The 16647-nt window shown below is 67.9% G+C and carries 16 protein-coding genes; 10 read left to right on the plus strand and 6 right to left on the minus strand.

The features are described 5' to 3' along the window. Window positions 1-38 precede the first annotated feature (38 nt). Entirely contained in the window at window positions 39-1019 is a 981-nt protein-coding gene (locus tag EV645_RS14560) for an NAD(P)-dependent alcohol dehydrogenase (RefSeq protein ID WP_130443976.1), read from the plus strand. On the opposite strand, the gene EV645_RS14565 is transcribed toward EV645_RS14560, so the two are convergent. The 4 genes from EV645_RS14565 to EV645_RS14580 all read right to left on the minus strand — a co-directional run bounded on the left by EV645_RS14565 (window position 1009) and on the right by EV645_RS14580 (window position 4823). Next, window positions 1009-2322, minus strand: coding sequence for a lanthionine synthetase LanC family protein (locus EV645_RS14565; protein ID WP_198681634.1), 1314 nt, complete (start codon window positions 2320-2322; stop codon window positions 1009-1011). The two genes, EV645_RS14560 and EV645_RS14565, sit on opposite strands and share 11 nt — an antisense overlap. After that, the gene (locus EV645_RS14570; protein ID WP_130443980.1) at window positions 2286-2804 is read right to left on the minus strand and encodes a DUF6886 family protein; all 519 of its coding nucleotides are present in this window, start codon (window positions 2802-2804) and stop codon (window positions 2286-2288) included. Before EV645_RS14570 ends, EV645_RS14565 begins: the two co-directional genes overlap by 37 nt. A 44-nt stretch (window positions 2805-2848) precedes the next feature. Next, a complete protein-coding gene (locus EV645_RS43155) occupies window positions 2849-3748 on the minus strand; it encodes a M23 family metallopeptidase (protein WP_277877036.1) in 900 nt (299 codons plus the stop codon). Window positions 3749-3968: 220 nt separating this feature from the next. Beyond that, on the minus strand, window positions 3969-4823 hold the full coding sequence (locus EV645_RS14580; RefSeq protein ID WP_130443982.1) for an esterase/lipase family protein: 855 nt from the start codon (window positions 4821-4823) through the stop codon (window positions 3969-3971). Window positions 4824-4958: 135 nt separating this feature from the next. Between EV645_RS14580 and EV645_RS14585 the strand changes: the two genes are divergently transcribed. The 6 genes from EV645_RS14585 to EV645_RS14605 all read left to right on the plus strand — a co-directional run bounded on the left by EV645_RS14585 (window position 4959) and on the right by EV645_RS14605 (window position 9825). Next, window positions 4959-5378 carry a coenzyme B12-dependent isobutyryl CoA mutase small subunit gene (locus tag EV645_RS14585; protein ID WP_130443984.1) on the plus strand — a complete coding sequence of 140 codons (420 nt, stop codon included), beginning with the start codon at window positions 4959-4961 and terminating at the stop codon, window positions 5376-5378. 367 nt (window positions 5379-5745) lie between these two features. Further along, the gene (locus tag EV645_RS14590) at window positions 5746-7029 is read left to right on the plus strand and encodes an ABC transporter substrate-binding protein (RefSeq protein WP_242000417.1); all 1284 of its coding nucleotides are present in this window, start codon (window positions 5746-5748) and stop codon (window positions 7027-7029) included. 97 nt (window positions 7030-7126) lie between these two features. Further along, window positions 7127-8200: a carbohydrate ABC transporter permease gene (locus EV645_RS14595; RefSeq protein WP_130443988.1), complete on the plus strand. Its 1074-nt coding sequence runs from the start codon at window positions 7127-7129 to the stop codon at window positions 8198-8200. After that, window positions 8200-9054: a carbohydrate ABC transporter permease gene (locus EV645_RS14600; protein WP_130443990.1), complete on the plus strand. Its 855-nt coding sequence runs from the start codon at window positions 8200-8202 to the stop codon at window positions 9052-9054. Before EV645_RS14595 ends, EV645_RS14600 begins: the two co-directional genes overlap by 1 nt. Then, window positions 9051-9194 (plus strand): hypothetical protein, encoded by a 144-nt coding sequence (locus EV645_RS41865; protein ID WP_157997069.1) that lies wholly within the window; start codon window positions 9051-9053, stop codon window positions 9192-9194. The genes EV645_RS14600 and EV645_RS41865 overlap by 4 nt, the downstream gene beginning before the upstream one ends. Before the next feature lie 100 nt (window positions 9195-9294). After that, window positions 9295-9825, plus strand: coding sequence for a hypothetical protein (locus EV645_RS14605; protein WP_130443992.1), 531 nt, complete (start codon window positions 9295-9297; stop codon window positions 9823-9825). Between the two features lie 140 nt (window positions 9826-9965). On the opposite strand, the gene EV645_RS14610 is transcribed toward EV645_RS14605, so the two are convergent. Next, window positions 9966-11615: a glycoside hydrolase family 13 protein gene (locus tag EV645_RS14610; protein ID WP_130443994.1), complete on the minus strand. Its 1650-nt coding sequence runs from the start codon at window positions 11613-11615 to the stop codon at window positions 9966-9968. A 129-nt stretch (window positions 11616-11744) separates the two neighbouring features. Here EV645_RS14610 and sucC point away from each other — a divergent pair, with 129 nt between their 5' ends. After that, window positions 11745-12917, plus strand: a complete 1173-nt coding sequence (sucC, locus tag EV645_RS14615; protein ID WP_130443996.1) for an ADP-forming succinate--CoA ligase subunit beta — start codon at window positions 11745-11747, stop codon at window positions 12915-12917. 14 nt (window positions 12918-12931) lie between these two features. After that, window positions 12932-13822, plus strand: a complete 891-nt coding sequence (gene sucD, locus EV645_RS14620; RefSeq protein WP_130443998.1) for a succinate--CoA ligase subunit alpha — start codon at window positions 12932-12934, stop codon at window positions 13820-13822. A gap of 62 nt (window positions 13823-13884) precedes the next feature. Here sucD and EV645_RS14625 read toward each other — a convergent pair whose 3' ends face one another. Beyond that, the gene (locus EV645_RS14625) at window positions 13885-15219 is read right to left on the minus strand and encodes a hypothetical protein (protein WP_130444000.1); all 1335 of its coding nucleotides are present in this window, start codon (window positions 15217-15219) and stop codon (window positions 13885-13887) included. 175 nt (window positions 15220-15394) lie between these two features. On the opposite strand from EV645_RS14625, the gene EV645_RS14630 reads away from it, so the two are divergent. Continuing rightward, window positions 15395-16645, plus strand: a complete 1251-nt coding sequence (locus tag EV645_RS14630; RefSeq protein WP_130444002.1) for a cell division protein PerM — start codon at window positions 15395-15397, stop codon at window positions 16643-16645. The last annotated feature ends 2 nt before the right edge of the window (window positions 16646-16647 follow it).

The raw sequence follows: 16647 nt of genomic DNA on the forward strand, positions 1-16647 counted from the left end.
TACGACGTAAGAGAGACTTACAACGTAAGGGGAAGACCATGAAGGCCATCGTCCAGGACCACTACGGCTCACCCGACGTCCTCCGGTTCGCTGACGTCGACACCCCGAACGCGACCGGCGACCAAGTGCTCGTCCGGGTCCGCGCTGCCGCGCTCAACGCCCGCGACTGGCACGTCCTGCGCGGCGACCCGTACGTCGCCCGCGCGTCCGCGGATCTCGGCTGGCGCCGCCCGAACGAGCGCATCCGTGGCACCGACTTCGCCGGCACGGTCGAAGCGGTCGGCCCCGCGGTCACCCGTTTCCATCCCGGCGACGAGGTGTACGGCGACGCCGACGGCGCCTTCGCGGAGTACGTCTGCGCCCCCGAGCACCGGATCGAAAGCAAGCCCGCCAACCTCACCTTCGAGCAAGCAGCGGCGATGCCGCTGGCCGCCAACACCGCGCTGATCGGCATCCGCGATGTCGCGAAACTCCAACCAGGCCAGGAGATTCTCATCAACGGCGCGTCCGGCGGCGTCGGTACCTTCGCCGTCCAGCTCGCCAAGGCGTACGGCGCGACCGTCACCGGCGTCTGCAGCTGGCGGAACCTCGAGCTGGTCCGATCGGCCGGCGCCGACGAGCTGATCGACTACACCACGACCGACTTCGCCCGCGCGGATCGCCGGTACGACGTCGTACTCGACCTGGTCGGCAATCGCTCGCTGTCCGACCTCCGCCGCGTCCTGAAGCCCGGTGGTCTGCTGGTCTTGTCAGGCGGCGGGGTCTACAAGGGCGGGAGCCTGTTCGGCCCGATGGGCTTGATGATGCGCGGCAAGCTGCTGTCGCCGTTCGCCGGTCGCCGGATCGTCCTACTGACGGTGAAAGCGAGCCGGCAGAACCTCGCGACTCTGCGCGAGTTTGCCGAGGCCGGGAAGGTCACGCCGATCATCGACCGCACCTACCCGCTCGCTGCGACCGCCGACGCAATGCGTTACCTGGAAGGCGAACACGCCCGCGCGAAGGTCGTCATCACCGTCTGAGCGCCCACCAGTTGTCCATCCGCTCCACAACCCGCTGATCGCCGCCCAGCACCCGCTGAAGCCGGAACAGGTACGCCGCGATCCCGGCCGCTCCCTGCATCCAGCCGACCCCAGGCGGCAGCAGCGGATCCTCGTTGCGATGCTCGATGAATCGCCAGTACGCGTGACTGCCGTCGTGATGGGCGTGGTCGAGCAGCGTGTCACCCATCAGTACGGCGAACTCCAGGTCCTGGTCGTCGCCGGTGTCCAGGAACGCGTCGCCGACTCCCGCGGTACCGCAGCAGCGTCCGTCGTTGTCCCAGAAGCCGGGGTGCAGTCGCTCGGGGATCCCGGAGTACCGGACGCTGTCGAGACAACGCTGATGCCACGTCTCCGGGGTTTCGCCTGCCACCTCTTTCACGTCGGCGTACTCGAGCGCGCTGAACAGCAACGCCGTCCCCGCCCCGCCGTGGCACCAGTTATAGGTGAACTCGTCGCCATGCCGCTCGGCCCACGGAATCACTCGCGCGACCCGGAAACCCTTGTCGTCGTTGATTCCGATGCTGACCAGATGCTCGGCCCCGCGCTGTGCCACGTCGATGAGTTCGGGCCGGTCGAGGTCCACGCCCGCCACTGCCAGCGCCGTCGCGATCCCGGCCAGGCCGTGCGTGAAGTTCGGCATCTCGGTCGGCTCGTCGGACCGGAACCGCCGCGACACGAACTGCCAGTTCACCCCGCGAGGGGTCTCCTCCTTTTCGCCCAGCACCACGTCGGCCGCATGCGACGCAAGCGCCGACGCGTCCGAGCCGCGGCGCATCGCCCACACCGCGCCGAGGAGGACAGCAGAGGTGCCGAGGGTGACGTCGTTCGCGAACGCACCCGGCTCGTACCGCGGCTCGTCGAGGAAGCTCTCCGGCCAGCCGTCATCTGTCGCGAGGTCCCGGATCCGCTGCAGCGCGGCGTCCGTACCCGGCTCCTCGAGGGCGCTCAGGATCCCGATCGAGCTGACCTCACCGTCGAAGAACGTGGTCGACCTGTCCTTCGGGACGAGCGCACGGATGCGGTCGGCGATCCCAGTCGCAAGATCCTGCTCGGCGCTCGTCCACGGACGGGTCAGACGGATCTCTGCCAAGGTGTAGGCGAGCCCGCCGATACCGCTGTGCATGCCGTCGATGTATTCGACGGGTTTGTCGCCACCCGCGGCCTCGGGGATCCACGGCCCGTCGTCGTCCCACTGGACCTGGTTCCGCACCCACGCCCAGGCCGCCTCGGCCACATCGCCGTACGTCATGGCTTGGCATTCCGCATCCGGATCCCGCTCCATTCGAGGGTGCTTGCGACGGTCTCGGCCCAGAAGTCGTGCAGTCGCCGCAGGACCCGCAGCTGGATGCCGGCCTCCTCGTGCAGTGCGAACAGGTCGCCGACACGTTCGGCCGGGCCGAGCGGCCGGACCTCGGTCGTCGCGACCACCGCGGCGTCATGCTCGACGAACTCGTCGGCCGGGAGCCGGTACGCGTACAGCTCGACCGAGCGGATCGCGTCCAGCCAGCCGTACTCGACGGCGTGTACGCGGGTGCCGGAGCCGGCGCCGATGATGCGGTCGCGGTCCTCGGGAGTCGTCGCGGGGCCCACCCATGCCATCGCACGGGGGCACTGCCGCGGGAACCAGTAGTCGGGGGCGCGGTCGTGGCCGACAGCCCAGACGTACGGCGTGACCTCCCCGTTCGTCTGCGCGACGTACGGGCGGAAGGTCGTGATCGTCGGATCTTCGGAGAAGTGCAGAACCTCACCAGCTGCCGGACGCATGCGCCGCAGCTTAGCCGTGAGGCCAAGTCACTGCTCGGGGTTTACTAGCCGGCGGTGTACGGGTTGAGGCCGCAGTGGTTGCGGAGCCACGGGTCCGGGTCGACCGCTTCGCCGCCGTCCGGGTGTACTTCGAAGTGCAGGTGCGGGCCGGTGGTGTTGCCGGTCATCCCGACCGCGCCGACCTGGTCACCGGCGTACACGGTCTCGCCGACCGTCACGCTGAACTTCGACATGTGGTTGTACCAGGTGACGGTGCCGTCCTCGTGCCGGACCTGGACCTGACGCCCGTAGGGACCGGCCCAGTCGGCGAAGATCACGACGCCCTTCATCACGGCGCCGATCCGGGTGCCGATCGGGGCGGCGAAGTCGAGGCCGGTGTGGTTGTGGGCCCAGCGGCTGCCGCCCTGACCGAAGGTCGCGGTGATGTGGTAGCCGGTGACCATGATCTGGCAGCGGGTGGCCGACTCGCGGGCGGTCTTCGCGGCCAGCTCGGCCTTCGCCTTCGCGACGGCCAGGGCGCTCGCGCGCTTCGCGGTCAGTGCCTGGGTGGCGGTCAGCTTCGCGGCGCGGGCCTTGGCCAGCTGTGCGGCGGCGGACTGCTTCTTGGAGGTGTCGGCCAGCTGGACCCGGGAGGAGTCGCGGGTGGCGAGCTGGCGCGCCTGGATGCGTGCCGTCGTGATGCCGGACAGCTGCTGACCGCTGTCCAGGCTCAGCGCGGCAAGGTTCACCGCGGAGTTCGCCTGGGTGGGCGATGCCAGCGTGCTGGCACTGAAGCCGACAGCTCCGGCTGCCGCGGCGAGCGCGGCGGTCAGACCGACGATCTGGGTACTGCTGGGGGTATTACGCCTGGCGACGCGATGCTTGGCACTATGACGTCCTGCGCCGGGTTTGCGCGCAGCGTTGCCGGGCGTGACGCGGTCTCCCGCGGCACGGTGCTGGGACACAACGTGGCCTTTCGGTCACAGGGGAGGGGCTTGAGAAAGAGCTAGGGAGGCTCTTCCCATCCCTGGTCGGGGGTTTATTCCCGCTAGGGACCTGACGGACGATAACGGATCAGTCACGGGACCACAAACCCTGTCCCAGCGTTTTCCCCATCACCTTCACGAAACTTTTGCATGCGCGCCTGCACGTGCATCGGCCGTGAGCGCGAAGAAGGCTGACCGGTCAGGCAGTTTTGGGCTGTTCGTCGAGGTGGGCCAGCATCCCGGTGATCCGGTGCACGACCTCGCCGTGGAACGGCAGCGACAGGTGACCGACCCCGTGCACGCGGACATTGCTCGCCAGCAGGTCGGGATGCCGGATCCGGGCCCGCCGCTGCGGCACGATCAGCTGGTCGACGTCGCTGTAGAACGCGACGAACCTGGTCCGGCAGTCCGGCGCCGGCTCGGCCAGCTCGGCCATCAGCTCGCTGTCCGGCCGGACCTGCTTCACCAGCGGCCACGGCAGCAGCTTCGCCGCCACGGTGCCTTGGTGCGGCGTACCGAGCGTGACGCAGGTGTGCACGCGCTCGTCCCCGCCGAGCCGCTGGACGTAGTACCGCGCGATCAGTCCGCCCAGGCTGTGCCCGATGACATGGATCTGGTCCGACCCGGACTCCTCGCAGATCGCCTCGATCTCCCGGCCCATCCGCTCCGCGGTACGACGGACGTCCAGCGTCAGGGGTGAGTACGAGAACGTGTGGATGCTGCTGAACCCGCGGCGGACCAGGTGCCGGCGCATCAGCGCGAAGATCGTGTGGTTGTCGATGATCCCGTGCGCCAGCAGGATCGGCGTACCGGCGGCGCGTACGTCGCTGACCAGCAGGCCGCGCTGTGCTGGACCGAGGCCGGCCAGGTTCAGCCGGGACGGGAGCGCCCGCGAGCTGGTGCCGACCAGGCCGAGCGGATACATCGCCAGGTGCGTGGTCAACCAGCCGATCTCGACGGCGGCACCCTGCAGCACGCTGGGCGAGAGTGCGGAGCGGGCGCCGTACGCGAGTCCGTCGAGCGCGCCGCGGAGGTCGTCCTGCCAGGAACCCATGGGCGACTCCTCACACAAACCAGACCCCCCGATTGGTCCGATCGCTTTCAACGGTAACCGGTTCCCACCGTGCGTGGCGGGGAACACACGGCTCCGTGTCTTATCCGTGAGGTTCTCACCGGTTAGCCTGCGAGCATGCCTGCTACGAGCCCGTTGCGCGTCGTCGTCGCCAAGCCCGGTCTGGACGGTCACGACCGCGGCGCCAAGGTCGTGGCCCGCGCGCTGCGCGACGCCGGCATGGAGGTCATCTACACCGGACTGCACCAGACGCCGGAGCAGATCGTCGAGACCGCGATCGCGGAGGATGCGGACGCGATCGGGCTGTCGGTGCTGTCCGGAGCGCACATGACGCTGTTCAAGCGCGTGCGCGAGCTGCTGGCCGAGCGGGACGCCGAGGACATCGTGGTGTTCGGCGGCGGCATCATCCCGGACGCCGATCTGGAGCCGTTGGCCGAGCTCGGCGTGCACAAGATCTTCACCCCCGGCGCGACCACCACCGAGATCGTCGAGTGGGTCCGCGGCAACGTCGGCGACGCCTCGGCATCCCCTGCCTGAGGTCCTACTGGAGTCGCGAATCCGCTCCGGAGCGTGATGGCGACTGCCCGGAGTCGTTCTGAACAGTCCTGCCCGGTTCAGCCAGGTTACTAATCGGTAATACCGAATCGTTAGGAAATGCCCGGTTGTGCGGGCTTCCCAAACGCGGTCGCATACAGCCATGCGGCTGTCCGTTTCAGAGACCGTCGATGGGACTGTGTGTGGCTCAGAACACATCGGCCCCGTTCTCGGTTACTGTCCGGACATGGCGGATCGCAGTGCGGTGGGGGTCTGCGATCTACCGGGCCGGACCAAGCTATACGTCCCATCGGGAGAGGGCAGGTAAACGATGAGGTTTGAACGATCACACGCACGCAGGACGGCCTTTGTGGCTGTCGCAAGCAGCCTGGCGCTGCTCGCCACCGCGTGTGGTAGTGGCGACGACGGAAGCAGCAGCGGTGGGGGCAGCTCGGCCGCCGCGCTCGAGGGCCGGGGGCCGATCACCCTTGCCAGCGGCAAGGACACGTCGGGCAACCTGCAGCACCAGCTCGACGCCTGGAACTCGTCGCACCCGAACGAGAAGGTCGAGCTCAAGGAGCTGCCCGACGACGCCGACGCGCAGCGGCAGCAGATGGTCCAGAACGCGCAGAACCAGTCCGACGCGTACAGCGTGCTGGTGATGGACGTCGTCTGGACGTCGGAGTTCGCGGCGAACCAGTGGATCAGCCAGATCCCCGAGGACAAGGTGCCCGACCTGGGCAAGCTGGTCCCCGCGACGGTGGAGACCGCGAAGTACCGCGACAAGCTGTACGGCGTGCCGATCACCTCCGACGGTGGTCTGCTCTACTACCGCAAGGACCTGTTGACGGCGGCCGGTATCACCGACGCGCCGAAGACCTGGGACGAGCTGCTGGCCGACTGCCAGAAGGTCGCCGCGACCCCGGGTGGCAAGGGCATGAGCTGCTACGCGGGTCAGTTCGAGAAGTACGAGGGCCTCACGGTCAACTTCTCGGAGGCAGTCAACTCCGCCGGCGGCGAGATCGTCGACAAGGACGGCAAGCCGAACGTCGACACCCCGGAGGCGCTGGCCGGTCTCCAGGAGCTCCAGAACGGCTTCAAGACCGGAGCGATCCCGAAGGCAGCCATCACCTACAAGGAAGAGGAGAGCCGGCGCGCGTTCCAGGACGGCAAGCTGCTGTTCCTGCGCAACTGGCCCTACGTCTACTCGCTGGCGAACAAGACCGACGGTTCGTCGAAGATCGCCGGCAAGTTCGCGGTCGCGCCGTTGCCGGGCAAGGACGGCCCGGGTGTCTCGTCGCTGGGCGGTCACGACTATGCGATCAGCTCGTTCGCCAAGAACAAGGCGACGGCGATGGACTTCATCAACTTCATGGCCAGCGAAGCCCAGCAGAAGGACAACCTGGCGAAGACGTCGCTGGCGCCGACGTGGGCCTCGCTGTACGACGACCCTGCGCTGACCAAGCAGTTCCCGTACCTGCCGCAGCTGAAGGCATCGATCGCGTCCGCGCAGCCGCGGCCGCGAGTGGTCAAGTACGGCGATGTCACGGCAGCGATCCAGCAGGCGGCGTACGACGCCTTGAGTAAGCAGTCGGATCCCAAGGCGGCGCTGGCTGCCCTGCAGACCAAGCTGCAATCGCTCATCACGCAATGACCGACGTGCCGGGGCCGGTGTGCGGTGAGACAGTGACCGCGCACCGGCCCCGGTCAGTCCCTGCCCGGGTTCGCCCGGGAAGCGTTAGGAGGCGCAGGTGACTGCAACCGCGCCGGTCGCAGAACGGCCGGCCAAGGAACCGAAGCAACCGAAGCGGCAGCAACGGTTCAACGAGGGCACCGGCCGGCTGGCCGCGCTGCTCCTCTCGCCGACGCTGCTCGTGCTCGGGCTCGTCGTACTGTTCCCGATCATCTCCGCATTGCGTGAGTCGCTGTTCACCAGCGGCACGACGCTCGATGAGAACGGCTTCATCGTGAAGGGCTCGACGTTCGTCGGGCTGGACAACTATCTGGACATCTTCAAGGGCGACACCGGCCACCGGTTCTGGAACGCGTTCTACAACACGACGTTCTTCACCGTGGTGTGCGTCGTACTGGAGACGGTGCTCGGCGTCGCGATGGCGCTGATCATGCACAAGGCCTTCAAGGGCCGCGGTATCGTCCGGGCCAGCATCCTGGTCCCGTGGGCGATCCCGACCGTCGTGTCGGCGCTGCTGTGGAAGTGGATCTTCCAGGCCGACGGCATCGCCAACCAGTTGATCGGCACGCAGGTGCTGTGGTCCACCGAGGGCTGGCAGTCCAAGCTGTCGGTCATCATCGCCGATACCTGGAAGACAGCTCCGTTCATCGGCTTGCTGGTCCTCGCAGGTCTGCAGACCATCCCGGCCGAGGTGTACGAGGCGGCCAAGGTCGACGGCGCGAGCGTCTGGAAGACCTTCACCCGGATTACGCTGCCGCTGGTGAAGCCGGCACTGCTGGTGGCAGTGCTGTTCCGGATCCTCGACACGCTGCGGATCTTCGACCTGCCGTTCGTGCTGGTCGGCCCGCACAAGGACTCGGTCGAGACCTTGTCGATGCTCGCGTACGACCAAGCATTCAATACCCGCTACGGGCCGGCGGCCGCTTATGCGACGGTGCTGTTCGTCTACGTCGCCGTGGTCGCGTATGCCTTCGTGAAGATCCTCGGAGCAGATGTGATCGGTGAGGCCAGAGCCAGGAAGCCGGGTGGCGGCGGCGGTAACGGCAAGCGCTGGCGGAAGAAGAACGCGGCCCAAGGCGCGCCGAACACCGCGGTCGGCGCTGTCACTGTGTCAGGTGGAGGTGGACAGTAATGGCTGCCGTAGCTCCCCAGCCGGCCGAGGCCGGCCCGCTGCGCCGGTGGGCGCCGCTGCTCGGCGTCGCGGTGATCGTGATCTACTGCCTTGCGCCGTTCTACTGGATGGTGGTGTCGGCGCTGCGCCGGCCGTCCGACCAGTTCTCGAACAAGATCATCCCGTCGCCGTTCTCGATCCAGAACTTCAAGGATGTCTTCGCCGGCTCGAACGGCTTCGGCCGGGGCCTGCTGAACAGCCTGATCGTGGCCGGCACCGTGACGATCCTGACGCTGATCATCGGCATGGTCGCGGCGTACACGCTGGCCAGGCTCGACTTCAAGTTCAAGAACGTCGTGCTGGCGATCATCATCACCACGTCGATGTTCCCGGGCATCTCGCTGGTGATTCCGCTGCTGAAGCTGTTCATCGACATCAAGTGGATCAACACCTACCAGGCGATGATCGTGCCCAGCCTCTCGTTCGCACTGCCGCTGGCGGTGTGGAACCTGACGTCGTTCTTCCGGCAGATGCCGCAGGAGCTCGAGCAGGCGGCGATGGTGGACGGCTGTACGCCGGCCCAGGCGTTCCGCAAGATCATCATCCCGTTGGCGGCGCCCGGTGTGTTCACGACCGCGATCATCACGTTCATCGCGGCCTGGAACGAGTTCCTGATCGCGCTGAGTATGACCAACAAGAAGTCGATCCAGACGGCGAACGTGATCATCTCGCAGTTCACCGGTACGACCGGCCGTGACCAACCGTTCGGCAGCCAGATGGCCGCCGGTGTGGTGGTCACGATCCCGCTCGTGATCGCCGTACTGCTGTTCCAGCGCCGTATCGTCGCCGGCCTCACGGCAGGTGGCGTGAAGTGAGCTGGCGCGACCGTGACCGCCGGGACCGGGACGACCGGGACCGGCGGGATCGGGACGAGCGCGACCGGCGGGACCGCGAGGACCGTGATCGGCGGGACCAGGAGGACCGGGACCGCCGCGATCGGGATCGATACCGCTAGCAACGAGAAACGGCCGGAGCCTTGTGCTCCGGCCGTTTCCTGTTGTGCGCAGGAAGCTGCGATTTGGGGGTGCCTGATCGCACATTTAAAGTTACTCTCCGTGCCCGCCCACGCTTTCGTCGACGAATCGATCCGCAGTGGCTATCTGCTGTCTGCCGCGGTGATCGCTACCGGAGACCTGTCCGTTGCCAGAGGCAAGCTGCGTGAGCTCTGCAAGCCCGGCCAGCGCCGGCTCCACATGAAGGACGAGAACGACGGCCGTCGCCGCGAGATCCTCAGCACGCTGACCGGTCTGAACATCGAGGTCTACCTGTACCGCGCCTCGGTGACCGGACGTCCGATCCGGGACGGCCGCGACGAGTGCCTGCGAGCGTTGGTGCCCGAGCTGCTCCAGTTGGATGTCACGCGGTTGGTGATCGAGTCCTGCAGCCAGGACCTTCGGGATCAGCAGATTGTCCAGCCGATCAGTAATCGGCTCGCCGTGCCCGGCCGGTTCACATTCCTGCATTCAGTGCCTGCGGCCGAGCCGATGCTGTGGGCCGCGGATGCTGCTGCCTGGGCGTTCGGAAAGGGTGGCGACTGGCGTCGCCGAGTGGACGGCATCCTCGCGGGATTCGCGCAACTGTCCTGAAACGCGCGAAACCCGGGCGACCAGTCGTCCGGCTGGCTCCCGGGCCCACTTCCTCAGCTACCGCCTTGGCAAAGCCAGTATATCTACAGATATTGGCGATCGGAAAAGTAGTTCTGGACGAGTTCGCCTCTGCCTCTGGGTCAGGCTTCGAGCCAGGCGGTGGTGTCCACCGGCAGTACGCCGTTCGTCAGCGGCTCGCTGGCGAGCAGGACCTGCTGGTGTGGCGGCAGGGTGACCGGTGCGTCACTGATGTTGACCACGCAGCGGAACCCGGGTTCGCGGGTGAACGACAGCACACCGGCCGGAGCGTCGGCGTCCCAGACCAGACGGCCCTCACCGAGAGCCGGGTGGTCACGGCGGATCCGGAGTGCTGCCTTGTAGAGACTCAGGTGGCTGTCCGGGTCCCCAACCTGCGACTCGGCGGTCAGGCCCGACCAATCGGCGGGCTGCGGGAGCCAGGGCTGGCCGCTGCCGGGGCCGAAGCCGTACGGCGGCTCGGTGCCGGACCAGGGGATCGGTACACGGCAGCCGTCGCGTCCGCGGACCGTGTGTCCGGAACGCTCCCAGGTCGGGTCGTCGAGCACGTCCTCCGGCAGGTCCTCGACCTCGGGCAGCCCGAGCTCGTCGCCCTGGTAGATGTACGCGCCGCCCGGCAACGCCAACTCCAGCAGCGCCGCGGCCCGTGCCCGGCGCAGTCCCAGCTGCAGATCGGTCGGTACGACGCCCGCGCCCTCCAGCGCATCCCGCTTGTCGCGTCCGTACCGAGTGCGGTGCCGGATCGTGTCGTGGTTGCTCAGCACCCAGGTCGCCGGCGCGCCGACCGCCCACAGGTTCTCGGTGGTGTGGTCGATCACCTCACGCAGGTCCTTCGCGTCCCACGTGGCGCGCAGGGCATCGAAGTTGAACGCGGACTGCAGCTCGTCCGGCCGCACGTACTGCGCGAGTCGTTCCGCCGGGGACAGCCACGCCTCCGCCACGAACACGCGGGCACCTTGCGGCGTATCGGCGTACTCGTCGGCGATCGCACGCCAGCGCTGATGGATGGTGTGTACCCCGGGCTGGTCGTAGAACGGGTTCCCGACGTACTTCTCCCGGGTCGGCTCACCGTTGTGCAGCGGTACGTCGGGAAGGGCCGGGTCCTTGGCCATCGAATCGGCCACGTCGATCCGGAACCCGTCGACGCCGCGGTCGAACCAGAACCGCAGGATGGCGTCGAACTCCTCGATCACCTTCGGGTTGTCCCAGTTCCAGTCCGGCTGGGAGATGTCGAACAGGTGCAGGTACCACTGCCCGTCCTCGATCTGCTGCCAGGCGCCGCCGCCGAACGCGGCCGGCCAGTTGGTCGGCGGGCCGCCGTCCTTGGAGTCCCGGAACCAGAACAGGTCGCGCTCCGGAGAGCCCTTGCCCGCGGCCAGCGCGGCCTTGAACCACGGGTGCTCCCAGGAGCAGTGGTTCGGCACCAGGTCGATCAGGATCCGCAGACCCAGCGCGTGCGCCTCGGCGATCAGCGCGTCGGCGTCGGCGAGGGTGCCGAACTCCGGGTTGATGTCGCGGTAGTCGGCCACGTCGTACCCGCCGTCGAGCAGCGGGGACGGGTACCAGGGGCTGATCCAGATCGCGTCGATCCCGAGGTCGGCGAGGTACGGCAGCCGGGCGCGGATGCCGTTCACGTCGCCGGTCCCGTCGCCGTCGGCGTCGGCGAACGAGCGCGGGTACACCTGGTAGACGACGGCGCTACGCCACCAGTCGTCAGCTGGTCTGGTCCGGGAGTCGGCTACAGGGTCACTCATGTGACCTAGCCTGACATGAGACGCCCGCCGCCCTGTGACCGTCGTCTCAGCCGGGACCCCGGCTGTTGCTCGCGGCACGAGGGTGGCTACTGTCAGAAGCCCCGTACAGGCGAGAGAGGGACCACACTCGTGGATCTGATGGAATTCCAGGCGAAGACGGTCTTCGCCAAGCACGGAGTGCGGACGACCGTGGGTGCGGTTGTCACGACTCCGGAGGAAGCCCGCGCGGCAGCCGAGAAGATCGGCGGCCGGGTGGTCGTGAAGGCCCAGGTCAAGACCGGTGGGCGCGGCAAGGCAGGCGGCGTCAAGCTGGCCTCGAGCCCGGACGAGGCGGAAGAGAAGGCCCGCGAGATCCTCGGGCTGGACATCAAGGGTCACGTCGTCAAGATCCTGAACATCGTCCCGGCCGCTGCGATCGCCGAGGAGTACTACTTCTCGTTCCTGGTCGACCGGGCCAACCGCAACTACCTCTGCATCGCCTCCGCCGCCGGCGGTATGGAGATCGAAGAGGTCGCGCACACGAACCCGGACGCGGTCGCGCAGATCTCGATCGACCCGGCCGCCGGCGTCGACGAGGCGAAGGCCCGCGAGATCGCCGAGGCCGCGAAGTACCCGGCCGACGTGATCGACGCCGTCGTACCGGAGATCGTCAAGCTGTACGAGGTCTTCATCGCCGAGGACGCCTCGCTGGTCGAGGTGAACCCGCTGGTCAAGCTCGAGGACGGGAACGTCGAGGCGCTCGACGGCAAGGTCACGCTGGACGAGAACGCGGACTTCCGGCACCCGGACCACGCCGAGTTCGAGGACATCTCGGCAGCCGACCCGCTGGAGGCCGCGGCCAAGGCCAAGGGCCTGAACTACGTGAAGCTCGACGGCTCCGTCGGCATCATCGGAAACGGCGCCGGCCTGGTCATGTCCACGCTGGACGTCGTCGCGTACGCCGGTGAGGAGTTCGGCGGCCAGAAGCCCGCGAACTTCCTCGACATCGGCGGCGGCGCCTCGGCCGAGGTGATGGCCAACGGTCTGGAGATCATCATCTCCGACCCGCAGGTGGAGAGCGTGTTCGTGAACGTCTTCGGCGGGATCACCGCCTGCGACGCGGTCGCCAACGGCATCGTGCAGGCGTTCGAGCTGCTCGCCAGCCGCGGTGAAGCCGTCACCAAGCCGCTGGTCGTCCGGCTGGACGGCAACAACGCCGAGGAGGGACGCCGGATCCTCGACGAGGCGGGCCTCGCCGGTCTGGAGCGGGTCGACACGATGGACGGCGCCGCCAAGCGCGCCGCCGAGCTGGCTGCGAAGTAAGGGATCGCCGAACAATGTCTATCTTCCTGACCAAGGACAGCAAGGTCATCGTCCAGGGCATGACCGGCTCCGAGGGCACCAAGCACACCACCCGGATGCTTGCCTCGGGCACCAACATCGTCGGCGGCGTGAACCCGCGCAAGGCGGGCCAGAGCCAGGACTTCGACGGTAAGTCGGTCGCGGTGTTCGGCACCGTCGCGGACGCGGTCAAGGAGACCGGCGCGAACGTGTCGGTCATCTTCGTCCCGCCGAAGTTCACCAAGGACGCCGTACTGGAGGCCGTCGAGGCCGAGGTGCCGCTGGTCGTGGTGATCACCGAGGGCGTGCCGGTGCACGACACCGCCGCGTTCTTCGCCGCCGCGCAGGCGACCGGCAAGACCCGGATCATCGGCCCGAACTGCCCCGGCATCATCACCCCGGGCGAGTCGAACGCCGGCATCATCCCGGCCGACATCGCGGGCCAGGGCCGGATCGGCCTGGTGTCGAAGTCGGGCACGCTGACGTACCAGATGATGTACGAGCTGCGGGACTTCGGGTTCTCGTCGGCGATCGGTATCGGCGGTGACCCGATCATCGGGACCACGCACATCGATGCGCTGAAGGCGTTCCAGGACGACCCGGACACCGACGCGATCGTGATGATCGGTGAGATCGGCGGCGACGCCGAGGAGCGGGCGGCCGCGTTCATCAAGGAGAACGTGACCAAGCCGGTCGTCGGCTACGTGGCCGGCTTCACTGCGCCGGAGGGCAAGACGATGGGCCACGCGGGCGCGATCGTGTCCGGCTCGTCCGGTACGGCGGCCGCGAAGAAGGAGGCCCTCGAGGCTGTCGGCGTGAAGGTCGGCAAGACGCCGACCGAGACCGCCAACCTGATGCGCGAGATCATGCAGGGTCTGAGCAAGTAGTACTGCTGGAAGCGGGACCTGTTCCTTCGGGAGCAGGTCCCGTTTCTCTTTGGCAGGCAGCCTTATTTGTAGGCGGCCGAGCGATCGACCGCGCGGGCAACGGTTTCGTTGAACGCGGTGTCGGTGATGTCGAGCTCCTTCAGCACCGGGAACAGCATGTAGACCACGCGATCCCCGGATCCGGCGATCCCGATCCGGTAGATGTACTTCTTCCCGTCACCGGTGTCGTACGTCGCCTTCCAGCTCTTGCCCTTGATCGTGCTGGTCTGGATGGTGCCGGTCGCCTTGACGTCGGCGTTCGAGACGTTCTTCTCGCACGTGTCGACGTTCTTGCGGATCTGGGTGACGTAGCTTGCCGCCGCGTTCGCGCTCGAGAACTTCGCGACCGTGTCGTCCAGCCCGAACTCGGTCGGCACCTTCGCCTCCGGCGTCACGTACGTGACCGTGCCGAACTTCAGCGCCTTGGCCTTCTTGAAGTCGATCTTCTCGCAGCCGCCGCTGCTGTTGCCCTTGGCGGCCGGGGCGCTCACCCACGGCTTGTTGATCTCGGACAGCAACGGCAGGTCGACCGAGGCCATGAAGCCGGGCGCGTCGACGTTCGGCAGGAGGGCCGGTTTCGCGACCGGGGCGCCGGTGCCACAGCCGCCGGACTGGGCGCAGACCTTCTTCGCCGCGGTGTTCGCGGTGGCCAGCACGAGGTCCGGCTTGGGCGGCGCGGCGGCGACGGTGTCGTGCTCGACCACGATCGTGGCCTGGCCGGCCAACGTGACCGCGACGGTCTTGTACTTCGTCTTGGATCCGGGCAGCTGACCGAACACGGCGATCACACCGCGCTCGCCGACGCCGGTGGTCACATAGCCGGCTGACAGTCGCGTCTGCGGGGCGGTGCACTGGCTCAGCCAATGGACGACCGAGGTGTAGGTCTTGGCCGCGGCGGTTTTGTCGTTCGACACATCGACGTACTGGACGGCCGTTTCCTTGGTCGTGGCGTTCTGGAAGGTGCGGACCCAGGTCCGCAGGCCGGCCGGGTCGGCGAACCGCTGCGCCTGGCAGACGAACGCGGTGTCCGGCGCCGAATCGCCGTCAGCGGTCTTGGTGACGGCCCAGGCGCCGGTCGCGCCGAGCGTCTTCGCGCCGGCGGCGTCCAGCAGCGCCTTGTCGTCGGCGAGCACGTTCGAGTTGGTCGGCTTGTCGTCCGACGCGCTGCTCCCGGCCTTCGGGTCGGGTGTCTTGTCGCCGCCGAACGCATTCAGCGCTGCGACACCGCCGCCGCCGACCAGCACCACGACCGCGACCCCGGCGGCGATCGTCTGGTTCCTTTTGCGCGCCTTCTCGCGACGCGCCTCCCGGGCAGCGGCGCGACCGCCGCCGCGTGATGCGCGGTGGGAACCGGCCAATGCTCGACCTCCTGACTGATTCCACCCGACAGTACCGGGTAGACCAACGCCGCTCCCACTCCGCTACCACCAGCCGAACACACGGGAACTGAGCGTGAGCAAGCGGGCTGAAGTCTCCCACATCCGGCGTGTCAGGACGAGTGGCGTCCGTACGCGGGGAGACGATGGGAGTCAGATGACCGACATGCTGAGCCGCCCGGGCGCCCGGGACGGTGAATCGAACGCTACGCCCCCGTCTGAGATCGCCGCCCAGACCAAGCCTTTGGTCGTGTCGGCCCTGATCTCCGCGGGAGCCTGCCTGCTGACCGGTCTGCTCACGTGTGCTGCGGTCGCGGTCATCGGCTGGCTGGGCGCGACCTTCGGCGGCGCGTCCGGCGCGGTCCGGGCCGGGGCTTCGGCCTGGCTGGTCGCTCACAAGGCTGGTGTGACCATCGGCACTGGCCGGATCAGCGTCGCACCGCTCGGGCTGACTCTCTTCTTCGTCTGGTGCCTGTACCGCGGCGGCAAGTCTGCAGCGCGGTCCAGTGCGGCCGATCGGACCAGGGACCTGATTTCGCTGGCCGGAGCGTTCGCGCTCGTCTACGGCCTCGGGGCGCTGGTCGTGGCGTTGCTCACGTCGGACGGTGCGCTCAAGGTGTCGCCGCTGTCTGCGTTCCTCGGTGCCTTTTCGTTGGCGTTCGTCGCAGGCGTCGCCGGGATTCTGGTCGAGTCCGGTGCGGCGGAAGACATCGCCGACGCGACACCGGCCGGTTTACGAGACGTGGTTCCGGCGGCGTTTGCCGCAGTACTGACTGTGTTCGCGATCGCCTCGCTGCTGTTCGCCGTACTGCTCGCGGTCCACTTCTCGCGGATCACCGGGATGCTCGAGCTGCTGGATGCGGGCGCGATCGGGTCGGTCGTGCTGTTCGCGATCTGCCTGATGCTGGTGCCGAACGTGGTGCTGTACGTCGTGGCGTTCCTTGCGGGGCCCGGATTCCAGCTGGGGACCGGGACCACGATCGCGCCGACCGGCGTGGATGTCGGGAACCTGCCGGCGTTTCCGTTGCTGGCCGCGGTGCCGGCCGACGGCGCGACTCCGTCATACCTGCTGGTGCTGACGGCGGTGGTGCCGCTGGTCGCGGGTGCGGTCGCGGGGCTGGTCGTCGTACGGCGAGGGCTGGTCGAGCGGGACGGTGACATGCTGGGCTGGGACGCGTTCGCGCTGCGGGGTGCGATGGCGGCGCTGCTCGCGGGGATCATCATCTTCGCGCTGCTGGCGGTGTCGGGCGGCTCGGCGGGGCCGGGGCGGATGTCGTCGGTCGGCGTTCCGGGGGCCTTGCCGGCGGCCGGCGTACTGGCTGCCGGGATGGCGATCGGGGCCGCGATCACGGCCGCCGTGGCCGCCTCCCGCCGACCGGTTGCGGAAGAGGCTGACGCGGAGCGATAGGC

Origin of the sequence: Kribbella rubisoli, assembly GCF_004217145.1 — a bacterium.
Lineage (GTDB): Bacteria > Actinomycetota > Actinomycetes > Propionibacteriales > Kribbellaceae > Kribbella > Kribbella rubisoli.